The 19,930-nt window shown below is 36.1% G+C and carries 17 protein-coding genes; 4 read left to right on the top strand and 13 right to left on the bottom strand.

The window, feature by feature from the left end; genetic code table 11:
* The first annotated feature begins 49 nt into the window (after positions 1-49).
* Positions 50-1,129: a glycine cleavage system aminomethyltransferase GcvT gene (gcvT, locus tag IP023_RS10855; RefSeq protein WP_241790302.1), complete on the top strand. Its 1,080-nt coding sequence runs from the start codon at positions 50-52 to the stop codon at positions 1,127-1,129.
* A gap of 90 nt (positions 1,130-1,219) precedes the next feature.
* On the opposite strand, the gene IP023_RS10860 is transcribed toward gcvT, so the two are convergent.
* From IP023_RS10860 to IP023_RS10870, 3 genes are all read right to left on the bottom strand, one after another.
* Complete coding sequence (locus IP023_RS10860; protein ID WP_241790303.1) at positions 1,220-1,453, bottom strand: DUF6358 family protein; 234 nt, start codon at positions 1,451-1,453, stop codon at positions 1,220-1,222.
* 337 nt (positions 1,454-1,790) lie between these two features.
* Positions 1,791-3,209, bottom strand: a complete 1,419-nt coding sequence (locus IP023_RS10865; protein ID WP_241790304.1) for a Glu/Leu/Phe/Val family dehydrogenase — start codon at positions 3,207-3,209, stop codon at positions 1,791-1,793.
* 252 nt (positions 3,210-3,461) lie between these two features.
* Entirely contained in the window at positions 3,462-3,776 is a 315-nt protein-coding gene (locus IP023_RS10870; RefSeq protein WP_241790305.1) for a rhodanese-like domain-containing protein, read from the bottom strand.
* Positions 3,777-3,883: 107 nt separating this feature from the next.
* Between IP023_RS10870 and IP023_RS10875 the strand changes: the two genes are divergently transcribed.
* Positions 3,884-5,185: a M20/M25/M40 family metallo-hydrolase gene (locus IP023_RS10875; RefSeq protein ID WP_241790306.1), complete on the top strand. Its 1,302-nt coding sequence runs from the start codon at positions 3,884-3,886 to the stop codon at positions 5,183-5,185.
* Here the strand turns inward: IP023_RS10875 and IP023_RS10880 are convergent.
* From IP023_RS10880 to IP023_RS10920, 9 genes are all read right to left on the bottom strand, one after another.
* The gene (locus IP023_RS10880; RefSeq protein WP_241790307.1) at positions 5,182-5,658 is read right to left on the bottom strand and encodes a GNAT family N-acetyltransferase; all 477 of its coding nucleotides are present in this window, start codon (positions 5,656-5,658) and stop codon (positions 5,182-5,184) included. The genes IP023_RS10875 and IP023_RS10880 overlap by 4 nt on opposite strands.
* 8 nt (positions 5,659-5,666) lie before the next feature.
* On the bottom strand, positions 5,667-6,230 hold the full coding sequence (locus IP023_RS10885; RefSeq protein ID WP_241790308.1) for a thiamine diphosphokinase: 564 nt from the start codon (positions 6,228-6,230) through the stop codon (positions 5,667-5,669).
* Positions 6,231-6,234: 4 nt separating this feature from the next.
* On the bottom strand, positions 6,235-7,425 hold the full coding sequence (locus IP023_RS10890) for a M20 metallopeptidase family protein (protein WP_241790309.1): 1,191 nt from the start codon (positions 7,423-7,425) through the stop codon (positions 6,235-6,237).
* Positions 7,426-7,445: 20 nt separating this feature from the next.
* Positions 7,446-7,901 carry an SPOR domain-containing protein gene (locus IP023_RS10895; protein ID WP_241790310.1) on the bottom strand — a complete coding sequence of 152 codons (456 nt, stop codon included), beginning with the start codon at positions 7,899-7,901 and terminating at the stop codon, positions 7,446-7,448.
* Positions 7,902-7,921: 20 nt separating this feature from the next.
* Positions 7,922-11,209, bottom strand: a complete 3,288-nt coding sequence (gene secA, locus IP023_RS10900) for a preprotein translocase subunit SecA (RefSeq protein ID WP_241790311.1) — start codon at positions 11,207-11,209, stop codon at positions 7,922-7,924.
* A gap of 124 nt (positions 11,210-11,333) precedes the next feature.
* Positions 11,334-12,209 carry a menaquinone biosynthesis family protein gene (locus tag IP023_RS10905; protein WP_241790312.1) on the bottom strand — a complete coding sequence of 292 codons (876 nt, stop codon included), beginning with the start codon at positions 12,207-12,209 and terminating at the stop codon, positions 11,334-11,336.
* A 23-nt stretch (positions 12,210-12,232) separates the two neighbouring features.
* Positions 12,233-12,493, bottom strand: coding sequence for a hypothetical protein (locus IP023_RS10910; protein WP_241790313.1), 261 nt, complete (start codon positions 12,491-12,493; stop codon positions 12,233-12,235).
* Between the two features lie 2 nt (positions 12,494-12,495).
* A complete protein-coding gene (gene surE, locus IP023_RS10915; RefSeq protein ID WP_241790314.1) occupies positions 12,496-13,278 on the bottom strand; it encodes a 5'/3'-nucleotidase SurE in 783 nt (260 codons plus the stop codon).
* A 353-nt stretch (positions 13,279-13,631) separates the two neighbouring features.
* Entirely contained in the window at positions 13,632-13,820 is a 189-nt protein-coding gene (locus IP023_RS10920; RefSeq protein WP_241790315.1) for a CsbD family protein, read from the bottom strand.
* Between the two features lie 288 nt (positions 13,821-14,108).
* Between IP023_RS10920 and IP023_RS10925 the strand changes: the two genes are divergently transcribed.
* Both IP023_RS10925 and IP023_RS10930 read left to right on the top strand, forming a co-directional pair.
* Positions 14,109-17,333 (top strand): SusC/RagA family TonB-linked outer membrane protein, encoded by a 3,225-nt coding sequence (locus IP023_RS10925; RefSeq protein WP_241790316.1) that lies wholly within the window; start codon positions 14,109-14,111, stop codon positions 17,331-17,333.
* Positions 17,334-17,345: 12 nt separating this feature from the next.
* A complete protein-coding gene (locus IP023_RS10930; protein WP_241790317.1) occupies positions 17,346-19,217 on the top strand; it encodes a RagB/SusD family nutrient uptake outer membrane protein in 1,872 nt (623 codons plus the stop codon).
* 128 nt (positions 19,218-19,345) lie between these two features.
* Here IP023_RS10930 and nadD read toward each other — a convergent pair whose 3' ends face one another.
* Positions 19,346-19,927, bottom strand: a complete 582-nt coding sequence (gene nadD / locus IP023_RS10935) for a nicotinate (nicotinamide) nucleotide adenylyltransferase (protein WP_241790318.1) — start codon at positions 19,925-19,927, stop codon at positions 19,346-19,348.
* Positions 19,928-19,930: the final 3 nt, after the last annotated feature.

Consider the following 19,930-nt stretch of genomic DNA (forward strand, 5'->3'; position numbering starts at 1 on the left):
CCGATATATTAATTATTTTTGTAATAAAATATACTTATAATACTAAAGAATGAAAAATACTGCTTTAACTGATCTTCATATCTCATTAGGGGCCAAAATGGTGCCATTTGCTGGCTTCAATATGCCTGTTCAATATTCTGGCATTAATGTAGAGCACGAGACTGTCCGTACTGCTGTCGGTGTATTTGACGTGAGTCATATGGGTGAGTTTATCCTAAAAGGAGAAAAAGCTTTGGACTTAATCCAAAAAATATCATCAAATGATGCCTCAAAACTATATGATGGTAAAGTTCAATATGGTTATATTCCAAACGAAGAAGGCGGTATTGTTGATGATTTCTTAACGTACAAAATTGATGATCAAACCTACTTCTTAGTAGTTAATGCATCAAACATAGAAAAAGATTGGAACTGGATCAGCAAGTACAATACATACGGTGTAGAGATGAAAAACATATCTGATCAAACCTCTTTATTAGCGATTCAAGGACCTAAAGCTGCAGAAGCTTTACAATCATTAACAGAAATCGAATTAGCATCAATGGAGTACTACACGTTCTCTAAAGGGCAATTTGCGGGTGTTGACAACGTAATTGTATCTGCTACAGGATATACTGGCGCAGGCGGTTTTGAGATATATGTAGACAATAAAGATGCTAAGCAAGTATGGGATGCTATATTTGAAGCAGGAGCAGCATATGGTATAAAACCAATTGGCTTAGGCGCTCGTGATACATTGCGTTTAGAAATGGGTTTTTGTCTATACGGTAATGATATTGATGATACAACCTCTCCATTAGCGGCAGGATTAGGCTGGGTTACAAAATTCACTAAAGACTTTGTAAACTCGGATAACTTAAAAGCAGAAAAAGAACGCGGCTTAACACAAAAATTAATAGGTTTTGAAATGATTGATCGTGGTATTGCACGTCATGATTATCAAATCGTAGATATCGATGGTAACGTAATTGGCCGAGTTACTTCAGGAACACAATCCCCGACTTTAAAGAAATCAATAGGCTTAGGTTATGTTGACTTAGCATTTACTAAAGAAGGAACTGAAATATACATCAGTATCCGTGATCAAAAAGTAAAAGCGGTAGTTAAGAAAGCTCCTTTTGTAAAATAATATCCCCTAAAATATAAAAAAGGAAATCAATAGATTTCCTTTTTTATTACTATAATATAAAGCGCTAAAACAGTACAATCTCTTAAAAAATTATTTCTTCGTTTTAGTCATTTTTTCATTCTTGATTTTTTCTTGGTGCTTATTTGCTAGATCCTTATTTACAAACTTTAGTAAGACCACTTTCAAATATATTAGAACCACAGCAATAGCAATTGATGCGCCTAAAATAAGCATATTACCACTTTGGTAAGCAGCGACACTACTCATTAACAAGAAAATAATCCCTAAGTTTAGGAGAAGATTTAAAATAAAGTGTTTTTTCATAAGTTTCAACTTTTTGTCCTTGTCACCCGATCTCTTAACAGAAAGAAATATGCTGTACCTCCAATAATATTGGTAAATATGATGAATAATAACAGAATTAATCTTTCTGCATTTCCGATCTTAGAAGAAAGCATTATTTCCCGCAGTACTAAGAATACCCAAATCAAAGAAATCAATAGGGCCACACTAAATAAAATAGGGCCATAACTAACTTTAAAAATCATTAGCACAACGGACACTAAATAGAAAGCCAAACTAAATAAGAAGGCTTGTTTAGTCTGGTGATAAAGACTCTTCATACCCCAAAAGTACGAAATTATTTTTTGAGAATATAAGATTATGGAAATATCCCTAACTCTTCATAAGCTACTCCAATCTTATTTATAGCACATATAAATGCTGCTGTACGCATATCTTCGACGCCTGCTGTATTGATGTATATATCTCTTATTTCGTGATAGGATCCCATCATTGTATCTTCCAAACCAGAATGTATTAAATCAATCTCCTCAGGGCCTTTCAAGATATTACGTCTTTCGATAGCACCAACATTCTTATTGGTCAAAGCCTCCAAAGAAGACACAATATCGGAGTATCTATTTTCGGTAAAACGTTTCTCTAGTCTACCATAACGAACATGGCTCAAATTTTTTAACCATTCAAAATAGGAAACCGTTACGCCACCGGCATTTAAATACATATCAGGAATTACTAAGACCCCTTTTTTATTTAGGATATCGTCCGCATCCGGGGTCAAAGGACCGTTGGCTGCCTCACCGATTATTTTGGCTTGAATAGCATGCGCATTATCTTTATGAATTACTGCTTCCAACGCTGCAGGAATAAGAATATCACAGGGCTGTTCAAGCCCTTTAGTTTCATCTTCGAAACTCGTTGCACCTGGAAAATTCAACAAAGAGCCATTTCGCTTACGATAAGCTTGTACCTCATCTATATCCAAACCAGATTCTTTATAGATGGCTCCATTATATTCTATCAATCCAACAATAATAGCGCCTGCCTGCTGACAATATTTAGCGGCATGATAACCTACATTACCTAAACCTTGAATAATAATCGCTTTACCTTTGATCCCTGTAGAAAGGCCCAATTTTGCCATATCTTCTTTTATAGAACAGGCTTCCCTAATCCCAAAAAATACCCCCATGCCCGTTGCTTCCACGCGACCTCTAACGCCACCTTGGGAAATAGGCTTACCCGTAACACAACCTAATGCATTCAAATCACTAGGATTCAAAGAGGAATATGTATCTACTATCCAACTCATCTCGCGACTACTGGTACCATAATCCGGTGCTGGGACATCTAATCCGGGGCCTATAAAATTCTTCTTACACAACTCAAACGTATACCGTCTCGTAATACGTTCAAGATCTGCTACAGAATAAATAGAAGGATCTATTTTTATTCCTCCTTTTCCACCTCCAAAAGGAACATTAACAATAGCACATTTATAGGTCATCAATGCAGCTAATGCCATTACCTCATCTTGGTTAACAGATTTACTAAAACGAACACCTCCTTTGCAGGGCAATTTGTGGTGTGAATGCTGTACTCTATACGCTTCAAATACCTCTACCTTACCATTGATAAGTACAGGAAATTTAACTTGAAGCGTCGAATTACATTCTTTTATCTGATTCAAAATACCTTTGGGGAATCGTGTAAATTTAGCTGCTTTATCAAAACTCCGTTCTACACCTTTGAAAAAACTATACCTTGGATTTGTTGACATTTCTAGATAATTTGGTTATCCTAAATTACATAAAAGAAAATAATTAAACCTTTGTGATATTATTTTTATAAAAATAACATTTAACAGGAGTAAATATTAACAAACTACATCACAAAAGTGTTGATTATTAGATATTTACTATCAAAAAGAAACATATAATAAGATAATACTAATAAAAAAGCCCCCAAAAGTATATAACTTTTGGGGGCAGTATAATATGGGTCGCTTTTTTATTAGCTATGACTATAGCTACTAATAAACGTCCAATTCAGGATCAATATCTTCTTTCCAAGCTAAGATACCGCCTTGAAGATTAGCTAAATTCGTATAACCTTGTTGTTCTAATACCATCACGGCTTGGGCACTTCTTTTACCCGAACGACATTGAATAATTACAGGAATATCTTTAGAAACTTTATCCGCTTCAATTAAAATTCCTGAAAGTGGAATATTTAGGCCATTAAGATTTGACACCTCATATTCAAATGGTTCACGCACATCGATCAATTGAAACGCTACATTATCATCAATCATCGACTTTAGTTCTTGTACTGTAACCTCTTTCATAGTTCTAAAATTTTATACTCAAATATATAAGAATTTATCTAGATATATAAACTAGTAAGTCATTGGTATGTTTTATTTTTTAGTAAATTGTACCAAAATAACGTAATATGAAAAAAGCTTTTATACTAAGCATAAGTTTGATCTTGGGATTTAATAATAGTTATGCTCAAGACACTAATAATATTGTAGAAACGTCCTTTATAGAGCGCGTATTGGGTGAATTAGCCTCTGACGATATGAGAGGAAGGCATGCATTTACAGCCGATGCAGAACGAGCTGCAGACTTCATCGCATCAGAATTCAGGGCAATAGGATTGGAGCCTTATGCAAAAGATAGCTACAAACAAAGCTTCGCCATGAATAAAGTAAGTAGGGAAGAGGCAGCAGTCGTATTGGATAGTAAACCGATCGCGAAAAATAAATTCCTTATCCTAGGCAATGAAAAAGAACTTACTTGGGATCAAAAATCAAACATACAAATAGGGCTAATAAAAAAGACGGATGATTTTGCAACTAAATTTAGGGCATATGCCAATGGCAATGAAAACATAATTGTATGGGTAGACCCCTCATTTGCATCTTATATTGAACGCTTCAATAAAATATATGGTAAGGATAATGTAAGCGCAGCATCAGCAAAAAGTACACCTACACGCGTATTTATAGTTGCTGAAGGATTGACCAAAGATTTCCAAATCAGCTATAAAAACAATATTCAGCCGATCACGATGAGTAATGTAGCAGGTATGATCCCAGGCAATGAAAAGCCCCATGAATATGTAATATTTTCTGGACATTATGATCATATAGGTATTTTACCTGCCGAAGGAGGACAAGATTCTATCGCTAATGGTGCTGACGATGATGCGTCCGGTATTACGGCGATGATCAGCTTAGCAAAATATTATAAGGAACAGGGGAATAATGCACGTACTTTGATATTTGTAGCTTTCACAGGAGAAGAAGTAGGTATGTATGGTTCAAAATATTTTTCTAATAATATCAATGCAGATAGCGTAGTAGCCATGATCAATATAGAGATGATCGGTAAAGATTCGAAATTTGGTCCGAATAGCTTATATATTACAGGCTATGATCGATCAAACTTAGGCATATTGATGCAGCAAAATCTCAAAGGTTCATCATTTACATTTCACCCAGATCCATACACGGCACAAAACCTATTTTATAGAAGTGATAATGCTGTCTTAGCAGCTTTAGGAGTACCTGCACATACCTTTTCGACATCACAAATAGATAAGGATGAATATTATCATACTGTAAAAGATGAGATAAGTACTTTGGATATTGGCAATATAAAATCAAGTATTGAGGCTATTGCTATCGGTGCTAAAGGTATTGTTGATGGTAGCCAAACACCAAATCGTGTAGAAAAATTGAAAGATTAAAAATCTTGCTGCATGACATAGTCATCTAAGATATAGCCATAGTATGGAATATCTATTTCTTGGATGACTTTGAACCCTTGTTTCAAATAAAAATTGTACGCTTTATTACCACGGTTTACATTCAGCTCTAATCTATGTTTACCTACTGATAAGGCCATATCTTGGGCGTAATTGATCAACAACTTACCACAACCTTTTCCTTGCATCTCAGGCAGTAAATATAGCTTTTCTATACGTACTATAGTATCTGTAGCTTGCTTTAAAGCCATGAAGCCGACGTATTCATCTTCTTCTTTCAAGAGATAAAAGTCTTGATCTGTAGCCATTGCGTGTTGTAGGGCCTCAATCGTATAACTCTTATCCAGCATAAAATCTATTTGTTCCTTAGTAAGGATATCTTTGTAGGTAGGATAATAGATTTGATGTACCAAATCATGAATAATCTGAGCTTGATCCGCCGTCGCTTTAGTCACGTGAAACATTATATATCTTCTCCTATTAGTACAAATTCTTCCGTATTAAACTCCAATTGTATAAAACCATCATTGGTCGTCACAAAAGTACCTTTACTGTTATGCGCTAAGCCCTGAAAGGACTTTACCAATGACTCATCAATATAAACAAACTCACCCTTGGGTTTCCATTTTTCATAAGTATGCCGTACAAATACAAAGCGCTTAGATTGAAAAAATAGGACGATATTAATATCTTTTGCCAATAGACCTATATTCGTTGGTATATAAGAACTAAGGATATTTACAGCTTTATGATTATGGTCAATAAGATAACGTAAAGCGACCTCCAAAAAATCTCCTTCTTGAGGTACTACTTTAGTATGCTCCTGCAGGGGAGGAAGCACATGATCTGCAAATAATATATCTACTTTGATCCCTTCTGCTAGTAGAATGTCTACACTATCCTCATTGGTGACAACAGTAGGCGACCATTCCAATAGTTGACCAAAAGATTCTAAGTCTAAAGCCGAAAAATCTTGAACCAATACTGCTGGTTCTTGATTTTCTCTTATTACATGATGCGAAGACATACTTTTATTCGCTTAATTGTTTTATAGTAATATAAGACATTAATCCAATACTTAATTCTAAAGCATTTTCATCAATATCAAAAGTTGGTGTATGCACGGCAGACAGAATACCTTTTTCTTTATTACCTGTACCCAAGCGATAGAAACAAGCATTAGCTTCTTGCGAGTAATAGGAGAAATCTTCTGCTGCAGGCCACAATTCAAGCTCTACTACATTATTATCCCCAAGGTATTCTTTAGCAAATGAACGGGCATTTTCAGTCAATTTAGGTTCATTTACGAGAAAAGGATATCCTTTACGGACCTCAAAATCACAGCTTGCACCCATACTTTCAGCAATACCTTGTGCCATTTTCACCATTTTTTGATGCGCATCGGCACGCCATTCTTCATTGAATGTACGAAATGTACCTTCGAGATAAACTTCATCCGGGATAATATTTGTAGCACCATTGCCGATAATTTTTCCCCATGATAAAACCGTTGGTATGCGTGGATCCGCAAATCTACTTACTACTTGTTGCAAGCCCGTTATTATTTGTGCTGTAATAGCTATAGGGTCAATATTCTGATGTGGTTGAGCACCATGACCACCTCTGCCACGTACCGTCATAAACAATTCGTCACATGAGGCCATGTATTGTCCAGATCTAAAGCCTACCTTACCGACTTCAATAAAAGGCATTACATGCTGTCCTATAACAGCTGAGGGTTCAGGATTTCTGAGTACACCTTCCTTTATCATTAAAGAAGCACCACCAGGGAGCTTTTCTTCACCAGGCTGGAATATCAACTTTACGGTACCACCGAAAGAAGATTTCAAATGCTGTAATATTTTTGCAACCCCCAATAGGGAAGAAGTATGCACATCATGACCACAAGCATGCATAACTCCAGGGTTTTGAGAACCATAGCTTCGTCCTTTTACCTCCGTAATCGGCAAAGCATCCATATCAGCACGCAACGCTATTACCTTATCGGATGCTAATTCACCTTTAATAATACCAACAACGCCTGTATTAGCCATCGTCTGATAGGGAATATTAAGCTCATCCAGTTTTTGCTTCACAAAAGCCGAAGTTTGGTATTCCTCGAAAGATAATTCTGGATTTTGGTGTAAATGACGACGATTTTCTACGGTTTCAGTAAAAAAATCTTTCGCCAACTGTTGAATATTACTTTTTAAATTGGCCATAACACTAAAGTGAAGTTATTTTATTCCCAAGTCCATATATCTTCTTGGAGTACGAAGACATTATTGTACTGAGAACGCAGAATACGCATATAATTATTTGCTTCTGTACGACTGGTAAAATCACCTACCTTAACACGAAAATTGGGTTCATGATAAGCTATATAGGCGTCCATCTCTGGGTGTAAACTTTTAAACCGTGATTGTATAGCTTGCGCTTCCGAACGATTTGCCCCGGAATATATTTGGACTCTAAAACCTTTACGTTTTACGCGCGTTGCTTTAGCTTTGTCCAGTATTTTGGGAGCCAAGCTTACGGTACGTGTTGTTGTAGGATTGATTTCATTCTCTGCTCTAAAATTCTGCAGGATGGTAATCAGCGTATCCTTAGATACATCTATTATTCCTGACTCTTGTGCTTTAAGGGAAAAGCTACCAAGCATTAAAGTAAATCCTAAAATCAATCCTCTATTCAACATCACTATTTATATTTTGTTAATTATCCGTTCTTACCGTGACAATTTTTATATTTCAATCCTGATCCACATGGACATTCTTCATTTCTACCAATTACTTGATCATTGCGAATGGGTTGTGTTACGGCGATATCTTCTTCAGAAACACCCGTTGGGGAATCTAAATCTTCCTTCGATGCAATCACATTTGCAGGTTGAGCGGGAATTGGTTTTGCTTCTTGTACATTTTCAGCTTGTTGTGAGCCTGGAATTTCGCCTTTGAATAAGAAACTTACAATCTCTTTATTCATCGCTGCTAACATGCTTTTGAACAAGTTGAAGGCTTCCATTTTATAAATAATAATAGGATCCTTTTGCTCATAAACAGCATTTTGTACAGATTGTTTTAAATCATCCATCTCACGTAAATGCTCTTTCCACGCTTCGTCAATTAATGCTAAAACAACACCTTTTTCAAATGATTTGAATACCTCTTGACCATTGGTCTCAATAGCTTTTTTCAAATTTGTAGCAACTTGAATACCACGAATACCATCCGAGAATGGGACAATGATATTTTCAATCATTTCACCACGCTCCGCCATTACGTTAGTTAAAACTGGTAAGGTATGAGAAGCAATATGTTTAGCTTTTTGCTCATAATGAGCTATGATTTGACTAAATAATTTCTCTGTCAATGTGAATATACTACCTGAAGTATACTCTTCTGATGATAAATTAGGATCTACAGCAAACAAACGGATGACTTCAATTTGTAGTTCTTCAAAAGAACCACCTTCTTTAGCTGAAGTAACCACATCTTCGACAACATCATAAATCGTATTATTCAAATCTACGTCTAGACGCTCACCAAATAGGGCATTCTTACGCTTAGTATAGATTACCGAACGTTGTGAATTCATAACGTCATCATATTCCAATAGACGTTTACGAATACCGAAGTTATTTTCCTCTACTTTACGTTGTGCACGCTCAATAGATTTTGTCAACATACTATGTTGCATTACTTCACCATCTTCAACCCCCATCTTCACCATGATATTAGAGATACGCTCCGAAGCGAACAAACGCATCAATGGATCTTCTAATGACACGAAAAATTGAGACGACCCTGGATCACCTTGACGACCCGCACGACCTCTCAACTGACGGTCTACACGACGAGATTCGTGACGCTCAGTACCAATGATTGCTAAACCTCCAGAATTAATTACTTCTTCTGTCAATTTAATATCGGTACCACGACCCGCCATATTTGTTGCGATAGTAACCTGTCCTGGTTGACCAGCTTCAGCCACAATCTCCGCTTCTCTTTGGTGCAACTTCGCATTTAAGACATTATGTTTGATCCCTCTAAGTTTCAACATACGGCTCAATAACTCGGAAATCTCTACCGAAGTAGTACCTACCAATACTGGACGGCCTAATTCTGTTAAAGTTTGAATCTCTTGCGCTACGGCATTATATTTTTCACGTGCAGTACGATAAATCAAATCCTGTCTATCGTCACGTTGAATCCCTCTATTTGTAGGTATCTCTACTACGTCTAATTTATATATTTCCCAAAGCTCACCTGCTTCAGTAGATGCTGTACCTGTCATACCTGACAATTTGTGGTACATACGGAAGTAGTTTTGCAAAGTAATAGTTGCGTACGTTTGTGTCGCATCTTCTACTTTAACATTTTCTTTGGCCTCGATAGCTTGGTGTAAACCGTCCGAATAACGACGGCCATCCATGATACGACCAGTTTGCTCATCTACAATCTTTACTTTGCCTTCATCAACGATATATTGATCATCAATTTCAAATAAAGTATATGCTTTTAACAACTGATTGATCGAGTGAATACGCTCTGCTTTAATGGAGTAATCACGTAATAATTCCTCTTTACGCGTAGCTTTCTCCTCTAAAGGAGCAGAAGAATTTTCAATCTCTGCGATTTCAGTACCTACATCAGGCAAAATAAAGAAACTAGGATCTTCACCTGAAGCAGTAATCAATTCGATACCTTTTTCGGTAAGCTCTACTTGATTATTTTTCTCGTCAATAACAAAGAATAATTCTTTGTCCGCTTTAGGCATATGACGATTTTGCTCCTGCATGTAATAGTTTTCAATTTTTTGCAAGATTTGACGGTGATTACCTTCACTTAAGAATTTAATCAACGATTTGTTCTTAGGAAGACCACGGTACGAACGGAACAATGCTAAACCTCCTTTTTCAGGATCTGTATCACCAGCAGCAATCGCTTTCTTGGCTTCATTAAACACAGTATTGATATATGCTTTTTGTGCATTTACCAAACGCTCAATACGAGGTTTCAATTGATAAAACTCATGCTGATCGCCCATCGGAATAGGACCAGAGATAATCAATGGCGTTCGAGCGTCATCGATCAGTACTGAATCGACCTCATCAATCATCGCATAATGCAATTTGCCCTGCACCATAGCATCAGGAGTTTGCGTCATATTGTCACGCAAATAATCAAAGCCAAATTCATTGTTAGTACCATAAACGATATCACTTTTGTAAGCGTTACGTCTTTGGGGAGAATTTGGTTGGTGCTTATCTATACAGTCAACAGACAATCCATGGAATTCGAACAATGGCGCATTCCACTCAGAGTCACGTTTTGCTAAGTAATCATTTACGGTAATGATATGAACCCCTTTGCCTGACAATGCATTCAAATAAGTTGGTAATGTACCTACTAAAGTTTTACCCTCACCTGTAGACATCTGCGCAATCTTACCTTCATGTAATACAATACCACCGATCAGCTGCACATCATAGTGTACCATATTCCAAGTAACCTCATTACCTGCAGCTAACCATTTATTGCTCCAGAAAGCTTTGTCCCCTTCGATACGTACATGAGGCTTGCGCGCCGCAAGTTCTCTATCATAAGCAGAAGCGGTAACTTCTAAAACACTGTTTTCAGAAAGGCGACGGGCCGTATCCTTAACAACAGCAAAAGCTTCAGGCAATATTTGTAATAATACTTCCTCAAGCTTTTTATCTCTATCTTTATTTAACTTATCTACTTTCTCATATAGCGCAGTTTTGTCTGCCATATCTGTAGCAGGATCATCTGCCTTTTCATTAAGTTGTCCAATTTCAGCATCTATTTCTTTTAGATATTCTGCTATACGTCGTTTAAACTCAAATGTTTTAGCACGCAATTCATCATGTGATAAATTGGCTAGCTTGCTATATTCCTCTTTAATTTGATTAACAAGAGGCATAACAGCTTTAATATCTCGCTCTGACTTGCTACCAAATAGTTTGCTTAAAAATTTTAACATAATTATATTTTATCTCTTTTCATATGCACAAAATTAAATCCAAACTATTTTGCAGGACATTTTGGCACTAACCGAGCAAATTTACTTATTCGAACTGATAACTTACAGTATAATAAGGATTTTTTTACTTTTTTTCCTTTAAAAATATATTCTTTTCTGTTTCGGGAATTAATCCTAAATCTCGAGCTTTGTCGAACATCGATTGAATAGCTTTTCTGCCTAAAGGACCTAAGTCCGAAGAGTGCTGATTTACATACAGTTCTATATGCTTATACATCACATCTTCTTCCATTTCTTGAGCATGTGAGCGGATATAATCTATTCCCGACTTGGGATTAGCAAAGGCAAATTCTACAGATTCATGAATCAATCTGTTTACAATATCTTTTATTTCTTGTGGCAAAGACCTCTTTATGACAATACCTCCAAGGGGAATAGGACTATTTGTCGCTTTTTCCCAAAAGTCACCTAAATCGTGGATTTTATAAAGTCCTTTATTTTGATAGGTGAAACGATTTTCATGTATGATCAATCCTACGTCAATGGTACCGTCCAATAAAGAGGCTTCAATTTCTGAAAAAACAAGCTCCACTTTATTTTGAAGCTCGGGATACGCTAAACCTAACAAAAAATTAGCTGTCGTGTATTTCCCTGGTACACCTACTTTCAATTTTTTATACTTGTCAGGTAAGTCTTTGCCCGCATATAAAGCCAAATCCTTAGCCAAAGATTCCTCTTTAGTAATCAACAATGGCCCTACACCGAATCCCAATGCAGAGCCAGAATCTAATAGCTCATACTGTTCAATAGCATATGCAAAAGCATGATAGCTAAGCTTGGTGATATCCAATTCTCCACGGAGGGCCTTGTGGTTCAATGTTTCAACATCATGGTATTCGACATCAAATTCCAAGCCTTCAGTATTTATTTTATGATGAATCAAAGCATCAAAAATAAAGGTATCATTGGGACAAGGGGAAAACCCTAATGTTAATTTCATACTATTATTTTTTATAAATGTTACTACACTTTTAAGCCTGTTCCAAATACTAAAAATAGCATTGCTAGGAATGTTATCATTAGTATCCCTTTGGCGAAGACATCTTTACCTGCGCGATAAGAAAACCTAAAAATACCCAAATTAATAACCGCAGCCATAACATATATAGCGATCGGCTTCTCTACAAAGTAAGCTGCTTGTACCTCCGTATATACGGTTAATAAATAAGCTACTAAAGGAAAAAATAAACCTATTAATACACCTAATGGTAAAGAGTTTTTCATGGTTAATCGTTTAAATCAAAACTCCAACTATTCAACTCTTGAATAGCATGGTGTGCTGTCATATCATACTGTGTAGGTACGATAGAAACATAACCATTATTTATGGCGAACACATCCGTATCTTCACCTCTATCCATCCACTCATAACGCCCTGTCATCCAATAGTACTCTCTATTGTAAGGATCTACACGGTGTTCAAATTCCTCTACCCAATTGCCATTCGCTTGACGACAGATTTTAATCCCTTTAATTTCCTTATCAATATGTGGGAAATTGACATTCAATAAGGTTCCTTTCGGCAAGCCATTAGCTAATACTTGTTGCGCTATTCCAGCCAAATAAGGACGTACATGTGTAAAGTCAGCAGAATGCGAAAAATCATCTAATGAAAAACCTATCGATGGAATACCTTCAATAGCACCTTCAACAGCAGCAGACATGGTCCCCGAGTACAATACATTGATGGAATAATTCAATCCATGATTGACACCAGAAACACAAAGATCAGGTTTGTTATCTCTAAATATACGATCTACAGCTAGTTTGACACAATCTACAGGCGTACCTGAGCATTTGTACATTTCTATACCTTCGTATATCTCCACCTTATCCAAGCGTAATGGTTTACCGATACTAATAGCATGTCCCATTCCAGACTGAGGTCCATCAGGAGCAACGACTACCACATTACCCAATTTCTTCATCTCTTCCAACAGCACTTTTATACCTGGTGCCGTTATACCATCGTCGTTTACGACCAAAATAGTAGGCTTCTTCTTTGTCATACTGCTAAGTTATGAAAATATCAGTAATGACATTATTAGCCTATTGTAAAAACATATAGTTATTTCAGCTAAAAGGTATAAACCTTGCAAAGCACAATACCTCAGTGGAGATCCTCTTACCACAAGTCGGTATAAATACATCTTAGCAAAGAGACAAATTGTACCAATAAATAAGAATAGTCCTAAAATGCTACATTAGTATAATGGAGAGGTATATAATACGATTACTAAAGCATAGATCAATAATACCACAAAAGGATCATCGCTGGTTTTCCCTATCACAAGGTAAAATAATAAATAACAAAAAAGGGAGCTCACAAAAATGGCTCCCTTTCTTGTTACGATAAATACAGCTATCCTAAACTATTTAACCAATCAATAACTTGTTCTCTAGTTTTTCCTAATTTTTGTTGAATCCGCCCTAATAATTCGTCATCTTGACCTTCTTCATAGGTTAGATCATCATCGGTAAAGTCGGCATACTGTTGTTTAACTTTACCTTTTAGCTCGTTCCATTTTCCTTTCAAATCTAATGAGTCCATAGTATAAATATTTAAGTATTATATTATTAGTATTACTATATAAACAGACAATTGCGAAAACTTGTTTGTTAAGAATAGTTAAAACTTAATAATAAAGATTTACAGTAAAATATATCATAATGATATTTATTAATTATTAATCTATTCTTCATAGAAGAAAAACAAAAATGATAGGAATTGTAGGATTTTATAACAAAAAAAGAAAATAATTACTATTTTTAAGCATCAATTATAAACTCAAGGGATATACATCCTCTCTTCGGTTTTAATATTTAAAATCATTTACATATGCCTAAAAAACCTATCCTAAAGCCTGGTTTGAAGACTTTTTTATGTATTGGTGGTACAGTGTTAGCATGTTCATATTCTCCAAATATGAGTGTATTTGCTAATCCATATTCTCCATTTACAAAAAATGTATTTCAACAAAACATTACTGTAAAAGGTATTGTTAGCGATCAAGAAACTAACAGCCCTATGGTTGGTGTTACCGTTACAATACAAGGGACAAGCATCACAACTACCACAAAAAACGACGGTTCTTATGAATTAAAGAATGTCCCCCAAAACGGTACAATTTTATTTTCCGTTGTTGGTAAATCCCCTGAGACCCAAAAAATTAACAACAGAACGACGATTAACGTCACATTATCAAGCAGCAGTACAGATTTGGATGAAGTCGTAGTTGTTGGTTATGGTGTCCAAAAAAAGGAAACTGTAACCGGATCAATCGTCGCCGTAAAAGGTGAGGATTTAAAAAAATCACCCGCATTGAATGTTTCTAATGCTATTGCGGGACGTGTTCCGGGTGTTATAGCTACTAATTCTAGTTCTGAACCTGGATACGACGGATCAAGTATTAAAATACGTGGTTCTAACACACTGGGCGATAGTGGACCACTAATTGTTATCGATGGTGTTCCTGCTCGCCAAGGCGGATTTGATCGATTAAATCCCGCTGATATAGAGAATATTTCTGTCCTTAAAGATGCATCTGCAGCTATCTATGGTGCGAGGGCAGCCAACGGTGTAATATTAGTGACAACAAAAAGAGGAAAATCAGGAAAACCTAGATTATCATATAACTTTAATGAAGGCTTTTCTCAACCTACAGTTGTTCCAAAACTCGCTGATGCGGTAGAATATGCAGAGATGCGTAACGAATTAGAGATTTATAAACTCCCTGTTGGAGAATGGTCCAATGCACTGACGGGTTTTAATTCAACAGGTAATTATATCAGACCTAATACCAATACCATCACGGCGCCATTCACGCCAAACGATATAAGCCTATTTAAAGACGGTAGCGATCCATGGGGGCATCCAAATACAGATTGGTACGGTGCTACATTAAAAAAATGGTCCCCTCAACAAAGGCATAATTTACAAATTGATGGAGGAACAGATGACATTAAATATTTAATTTCTTTGGGGTACCAAAACCAAGATGCCTATTATAAAAACTCAGCATCAGGATATAAACAATATGATTTCCGTATTAATCTAGATGCAAATATCAATCCTTATATAAAAACACAATTTGGGGTACTAGGACGTCAAGAAGACCGAAATTCTCCAACAAAAAGTGCAGGTACCATTTTTCGTATGCTCATGCGTGGTAACCCCACGATGCCAGCATATTGGCCTAATGGTATGCCAGGCCCAGATATCGAACACGGCGAAAACCCTGTAGTAATAACTACCAATGAAACAGGGTACAATAAAGACAAGCGTTATTATTTACAAACAAATGGTCAGGTAGATATAACAAACCCTTGGGTTGAAGGATTAAAATTAACTATCAATGCCTCAGTAGATAAATACTTCAGAAAAGGAAAAAACTGGCAAACACCCTGGTATTTGTACACATGGCAAGACCAATATGAAGCAGATGGTGTTACACCAAAATTAATCGCTGGTAAACGAGGTCCAGCCGAACCTCGATTAACTCAATCAGATGAAGATCAACTAAATGTTCTACTGGGAGGTATATTAAGTTATGATAAAAAAATTGGCGACCATAACTTCAGTATATTAGCAGGTGTCACTAGAGAAACGATTAGAAACGATTATTTTAGCGCATACCGTAGGTATTTCTTATCCGAAAATATAGATTACCTATTTGCTGGAGGAGACACTGAAAAAGATAATAATGGTGGCGCATGGGAACGTGCCCGGTTAAATTACTTTGGCCGAGTTGGATACAATTACAAAAGCAAATATATAGGTGAATTTTTGTGGCGATATGATGGTTCCTATATGTTTCCTGAAAACAAAAGATATGGCTTTTTCCCGGGGGTATTGTTAGGGTATTTAGTGTCTGAAGAAACCTTTTGGAAAGATAATGTTTCCTTCATCAATTATTTCAAAATTAGGGCTTCCTATGGACAGATGGGTAATGATAACATATATTATGATGGCGCATTGCAAGAATATCAATACTATTCTACCTATGCATTTGGTAGCTATATAGTTGGTAATGAAGTTGTAAAATCATTATATGAAAGTAGAGTACCTAATAATTTTATCACTTGGGAGGTTGCAAACAATTATAATTTAGGTCTTGATTTCCAATTCTTTAATGGAAAACTAAATGCGGAATTTGACGTGTTCAAAAATAGCAGAAATAGTATATTATGGCGTCGAAATGCGTCTATTCCACAAAGTACAGGCATGACATTACCGGCTGAAAATATTGGAAAAGTAGATAATTCGGGATGGGAATTTAATGTTGGTTATAAGAACAAAATTGGGGAGTTAGGTTATAATGTGTCTGTAAATGGTGGTTATGCTAAAAATAAAATCATCTTTTGGGATGAAGCACCTGGTGCTCCTGAATGGCAACAAAGTACAGGAAGGGCGATAAATGCAGGCTTGTTTTATATCTATGATGGCGTCTTTAGAGATGCTGCAGACATCTCCTCAAACAGTATAGATTACAGCTCTATAACGGGCAATCTTAGACCTGGAGATATGAAATATGTAGATTATGATGGTGATGGTAAAATAACTCCTGATGATAGAGTACGAAGGAATAAAAATACAGACCCTACATTCCAAGGAGGATTAAATTTAGGATTGACCTACAAGAATTTTGATTTAAGTATACTATTTCAAGGGGCAACAGGAGGAGAACTTCGTGTAGGAACAGATGAATCAGGTGCCATTGGTAACTACCTACATACATTTTATGAAAATCGTTGGACAGTTGACAACCCAAGTAGTGAACATCCTAGAATAACCGATAGAAGTGATCAATATTATTCATATAATAATACCTATTGGCTCCGCAGCACAAATTATATACGACTAAAGAATGTAGAATTAGGATATAATTTTTCACCTACGCTATTAGAAAAGATAAAAATGAATAATATAAGAATTTATGTAAGTGGCTTAAACTTACTCACATGGAGCAAGATTAAGGTATACGACCCAGAATCAACAAATCAATTAGGCCAATATTATCCGCAAGCCAGATTGATTAATGCTGGGCTTATGGTTTCATTTTAAAGATAGCACAACATGAAAAATCTAAAATATATTTTATTATCAGTATCAATATCCTGCATATCAGTATCTTGTAACGATAATTTTGTTAATACAAGCCCTCTAGGAGAGGTTTCAGAAACTGCAGTATGGCAAGATGCCTCATTAGCACAGGCTTTTGTATATGAAATTTATAACGGCTTTGGCGTAGGTGGTTTTTATGAGCAACAGATGGCCTCCATGACAGATGAAGCCCTATTTACCCATCCAGGCAGAGGCATAAATACCGTTACTGAAGCTCGCTCGAACCCTGCAGATCAAGGCTATATAATGGATACCTATAACTATGGAAATATGTATAGTCGTATCCGTGCTACCAATATAGCCATTGAAAATCTTAAAGATCCAAAATTTACTAATCCCTTATTAGTAGATCAATTGTTAGGCGAGGCCTATTTTCTAAGAGCTTATTATTATCATAATTTAATTCGTATTTACGGCGCTGTTCCATTAATTGAAACCGTTTACAAATTAGGTGAAGCTGATTATACAAAAGAGCGCAATACATTTGAAGAGTGTATTAATTTTATTGTTAAAGATTGTGATCAAGCCGCTATATTACTTGCCGGTAAAGCAACAACAGATGGAAGAGCGACAGACGTAGCTGCATTAGCATTAAAAGCAAGAATCCTCACTTACGCAGCTAGTGATCTACATGATAATACCACAGCGAAATCCAAATCATCAATTATATCGGCCTATGCTAATCCTGAATTTTTAGGTTATAGCTCAAGCAATAGGGTAGAACGATGGCAAAAAGCTAAAGATGCTGCCAAGGCAGTGATAGAAAATAATAGTCATGCCTATAAATTAGATTTAGCGACAGCAGCCACAGCGGCAGAAGGACAGGCAAATTATAATGCTATTGCGATGGGCGGTGGTAGTAAAGTAGCTGACATCAATGCTAAGAAGGATTTGATATTGGGAAGATTTTTTACTGATATGAAGGATGAAAGAGGAGGCTATGTCGGACGAGACAATGGTCCAAATGGCTATCACAATTGGTCTGGGAATTCACCAACACAATTATTGGTGGATGATTATGAGTTGATAAGTGGCGTAAAATTTGACTGGAATAATAGTAACCATAAAGCATCACCTTATACCAATCGTGATCCTAGATTATATGCTACTATTTTACATGACGGCAGTACATGGAAACCTCGTACCGATGATGTAAAGAGTAGAGATCCCCTTAACCAAATACAAACAGGGCAATATGAAATCAACAATAATACAGGTGCAAAAATTGTCAACTATGGCTTAGATACCAGAAATAGCCCTGTAGAAGATTGGAATGGCTCATATACTGGCTATTATTACCGAAAATTTGTAGACGCCAATCCTGCCATTGTAGATCAAAATACACGCCAAAGTATTCCATGGCCAATGTTAAGATATACAGAAGCTGTTTTAAATTATATTGAAGCTTGTATAGAATTAGGCGAAGAAAATGAAGCAAAAATATGGCTTAATAAAATACGTTTTAGAGCAGGGATGCCAGCAATTACTGATTCAGGACAAGCTTTAAAAGATAGATATAGGAATGAGCGTCGCATAGAACTTGCATATGAAGAGCACCGCTATTTTGATGCTAGACGATGGATGATCGCAAACGAAACGCTAGGCAGAAAAGTAACTTATATAAGCATATTTGGTTCGTTGAAGGCTGGTAAAACCGTAAATATCTATTCCTATAATACCGACAATTATACGTATTCGTATACTGTAAATACGATTGATCCGGGTATTGAAAATAGATCGTGGAATGACAAAATGTATTTTACATCCTTTCATAGAGATGAAATAAATAGAAATACAAAATTAGTTCAAAATCCAGGATATTAATCCTAAAATGAAAGCAGTAAACGTAATAAGTTTACTGCTTTCATTTTTGATTTATTTACGCTCCAATAATTAGATACTAATAAAATGAAATAAGAAGAACTGCTATTCTTCCATCATGATTTTTATTATTACTGATAAAGACCCTTTTTATCGATAAAGTCAATCACACTATCCGGTGTAAAGAAAGCTATACTTTTTTTGTCTGCTATTGCTTGACGTATAAAAGTAGATGACAATTCCATCACAGGTGTATCGGTCATCGTCACAGCAGGGTGATTTCTTAATTCGCCGGCATCATACCCTGGACGTGGATATACTACGATTTTATAATCACGCAGGATGATATCAGCATTTTTCCATTTTGGTAGACCTACCAAATTGTCTTCACCCATTATCAAGGAAAAATCCTTTGTAGGATATTTTTCCGCTAGATGAGCTAAGGTGTCTATGGTATAGGAGGGTTGCGGTAGCTTGAATTCTATATCACTGGCGCGCAGACTGTGGTGCCCCTCTATAGCGAGGTTTACCATTTCTAAGCGATCATACATATTACCTAATGTTTTTTTCTCCTTAAAGGGGTTATGAGGAGAAACAACAAACCACACTTCTTCTAAATCCGTAAAGTTGGCTATATAATTTGCTATGATCAAATGCCCTATGTGAATAGGGTTGAACGATCCAAAAAACAAACCAACTTTACTTTTATTCATTAT

It is taken from the genome of Sphingobacterium rhinopitheci, assembly GCF_022627575.1.
Lineage (GTDB): Bacteria > Bacteroidota > Bacteroidia > Sphingobacteriales > Sphingobacteriaceae > Sphingobacterium > Sphingobacterium rhinopitheci.

What these genes read in the sequence shown, in the direction of transcription:
- surE (WP_241790314.1), bottom strand. Translation starts at nt 13,278, where the DNA reads ATGACAAAGAAGAAGCCTACTATTTTGGTCGTAAACGACGATGGTATA.
- nadD (WP_241790318.1), bottom strand. Translation starts at nt 19,927, where the DNA reads ATGAATAAAAGTAAAGTTGGTTTGTTTTTTGGATCGTTCAACCCTATT.
- IP023_RS10860 (WP_241790303.1), bottom strand. Translation starts at nt 1,453, where the DNA reads ATGAAAAAACACTTTATTTTAAATCTTCTCCTAAACTTAGGGATTATT.
- IP023_RS10890 (WP_241790309.1), bottom strand. Translation starts at nt 7,425, where the DNA reads ATGGCCAATTTAAAAAGTAATATTCAACAGTTGGCGAAAGATTTTTTT.
- IP023_RS10910 (WP_241790313.1), bottom strand. Translation starts at nt 12,493, where the DNA reads ATGAAAAACTCTTTACCATTAGGTGTATTAATAGGTTTATTTTTTCCT.
- IP023_RS10865 (WP_241790304.1), bottom strand. Translation starts at nt 3,209, where the DNA reads ATGTCAACAAATCCAAGGTATAGTTTTTTCAAAGGTGTAGAACGGAGT.
- IP023_RS10870 (WP_241790305.1), bottom strand. Translation starts at nt 3,776, where the DNA reads ATGAAAGAGGTTACAGTACAAGAACTAAAGTCGATGATTGATGATAAT.
- IP023_RS10885 (WP_241790308.1), bottom strand. Translation starts at nt 6,230, where the DNA reads ATGTCTTCGCATCATGTAATAAGAGAAAATCAAGAACCAGCAGTATTG.
- gcvT (WP_241790302.1), top strand. Translation starts at nt 50, where the DNA reads ATGAAAAATACTGCTTTAACTGATCTTCATATCTCATTAGGGGCCAAA.
- IP023_RS10930 (WP_241790317.1), top strand. Translation starts at nt 17,346, where the DNA reads ATGAAAAATCTAAAATATATTTTATTATCAGTATCAATATCCTGCATA.
- IP023_RS10925 (WP_241790316.1), top strand. Translation starts at nt 14,109, where the DNA reads ATGCCTAAAAAACCTATCCTAAAGCCTGGTTTGAAGACTTTTTTATGT.
- secA (WP_241790311.1), bottom strand. Translation starts at nt 11,209, where the DNA reads ATGTTAAAATTTTTAAGCAAACTATTTGGTAGCAAGTCAGAGCGAGAT.
- IP023_RS10895 (WP_241790310.1), bottom strand. Translation starts at nt 7,901, where the DNA reads ATGTTGAATAGAGGATTGATTTTAGGATTTACTTTAATGCTTGGTAGC.
- IP023_RS10905 (WP_241790312.1), bottom strand. Translation starts at nt 12,209, where the DNA reads ATGAAATTAACATTAGGGTTTTCCCCTTGTCCCAATGATACCTTTATT.
- IP023_RS10875 (WP_241790306.1), top strand. Translation starts at nt 3,884, where the DNA reads ATGAAAAAAGCTTTTATACTAAGCATAAGTTTGATCTTGGGATTTAAT.
- IP023_RS10920 (WP_241790315.1), bottom strand. Translation starts at nt 13,820, where the DNA reads ATGGACTCATTAGATTTGAAAGGAAAATGGAACGAGCTAAAAGGTAAA.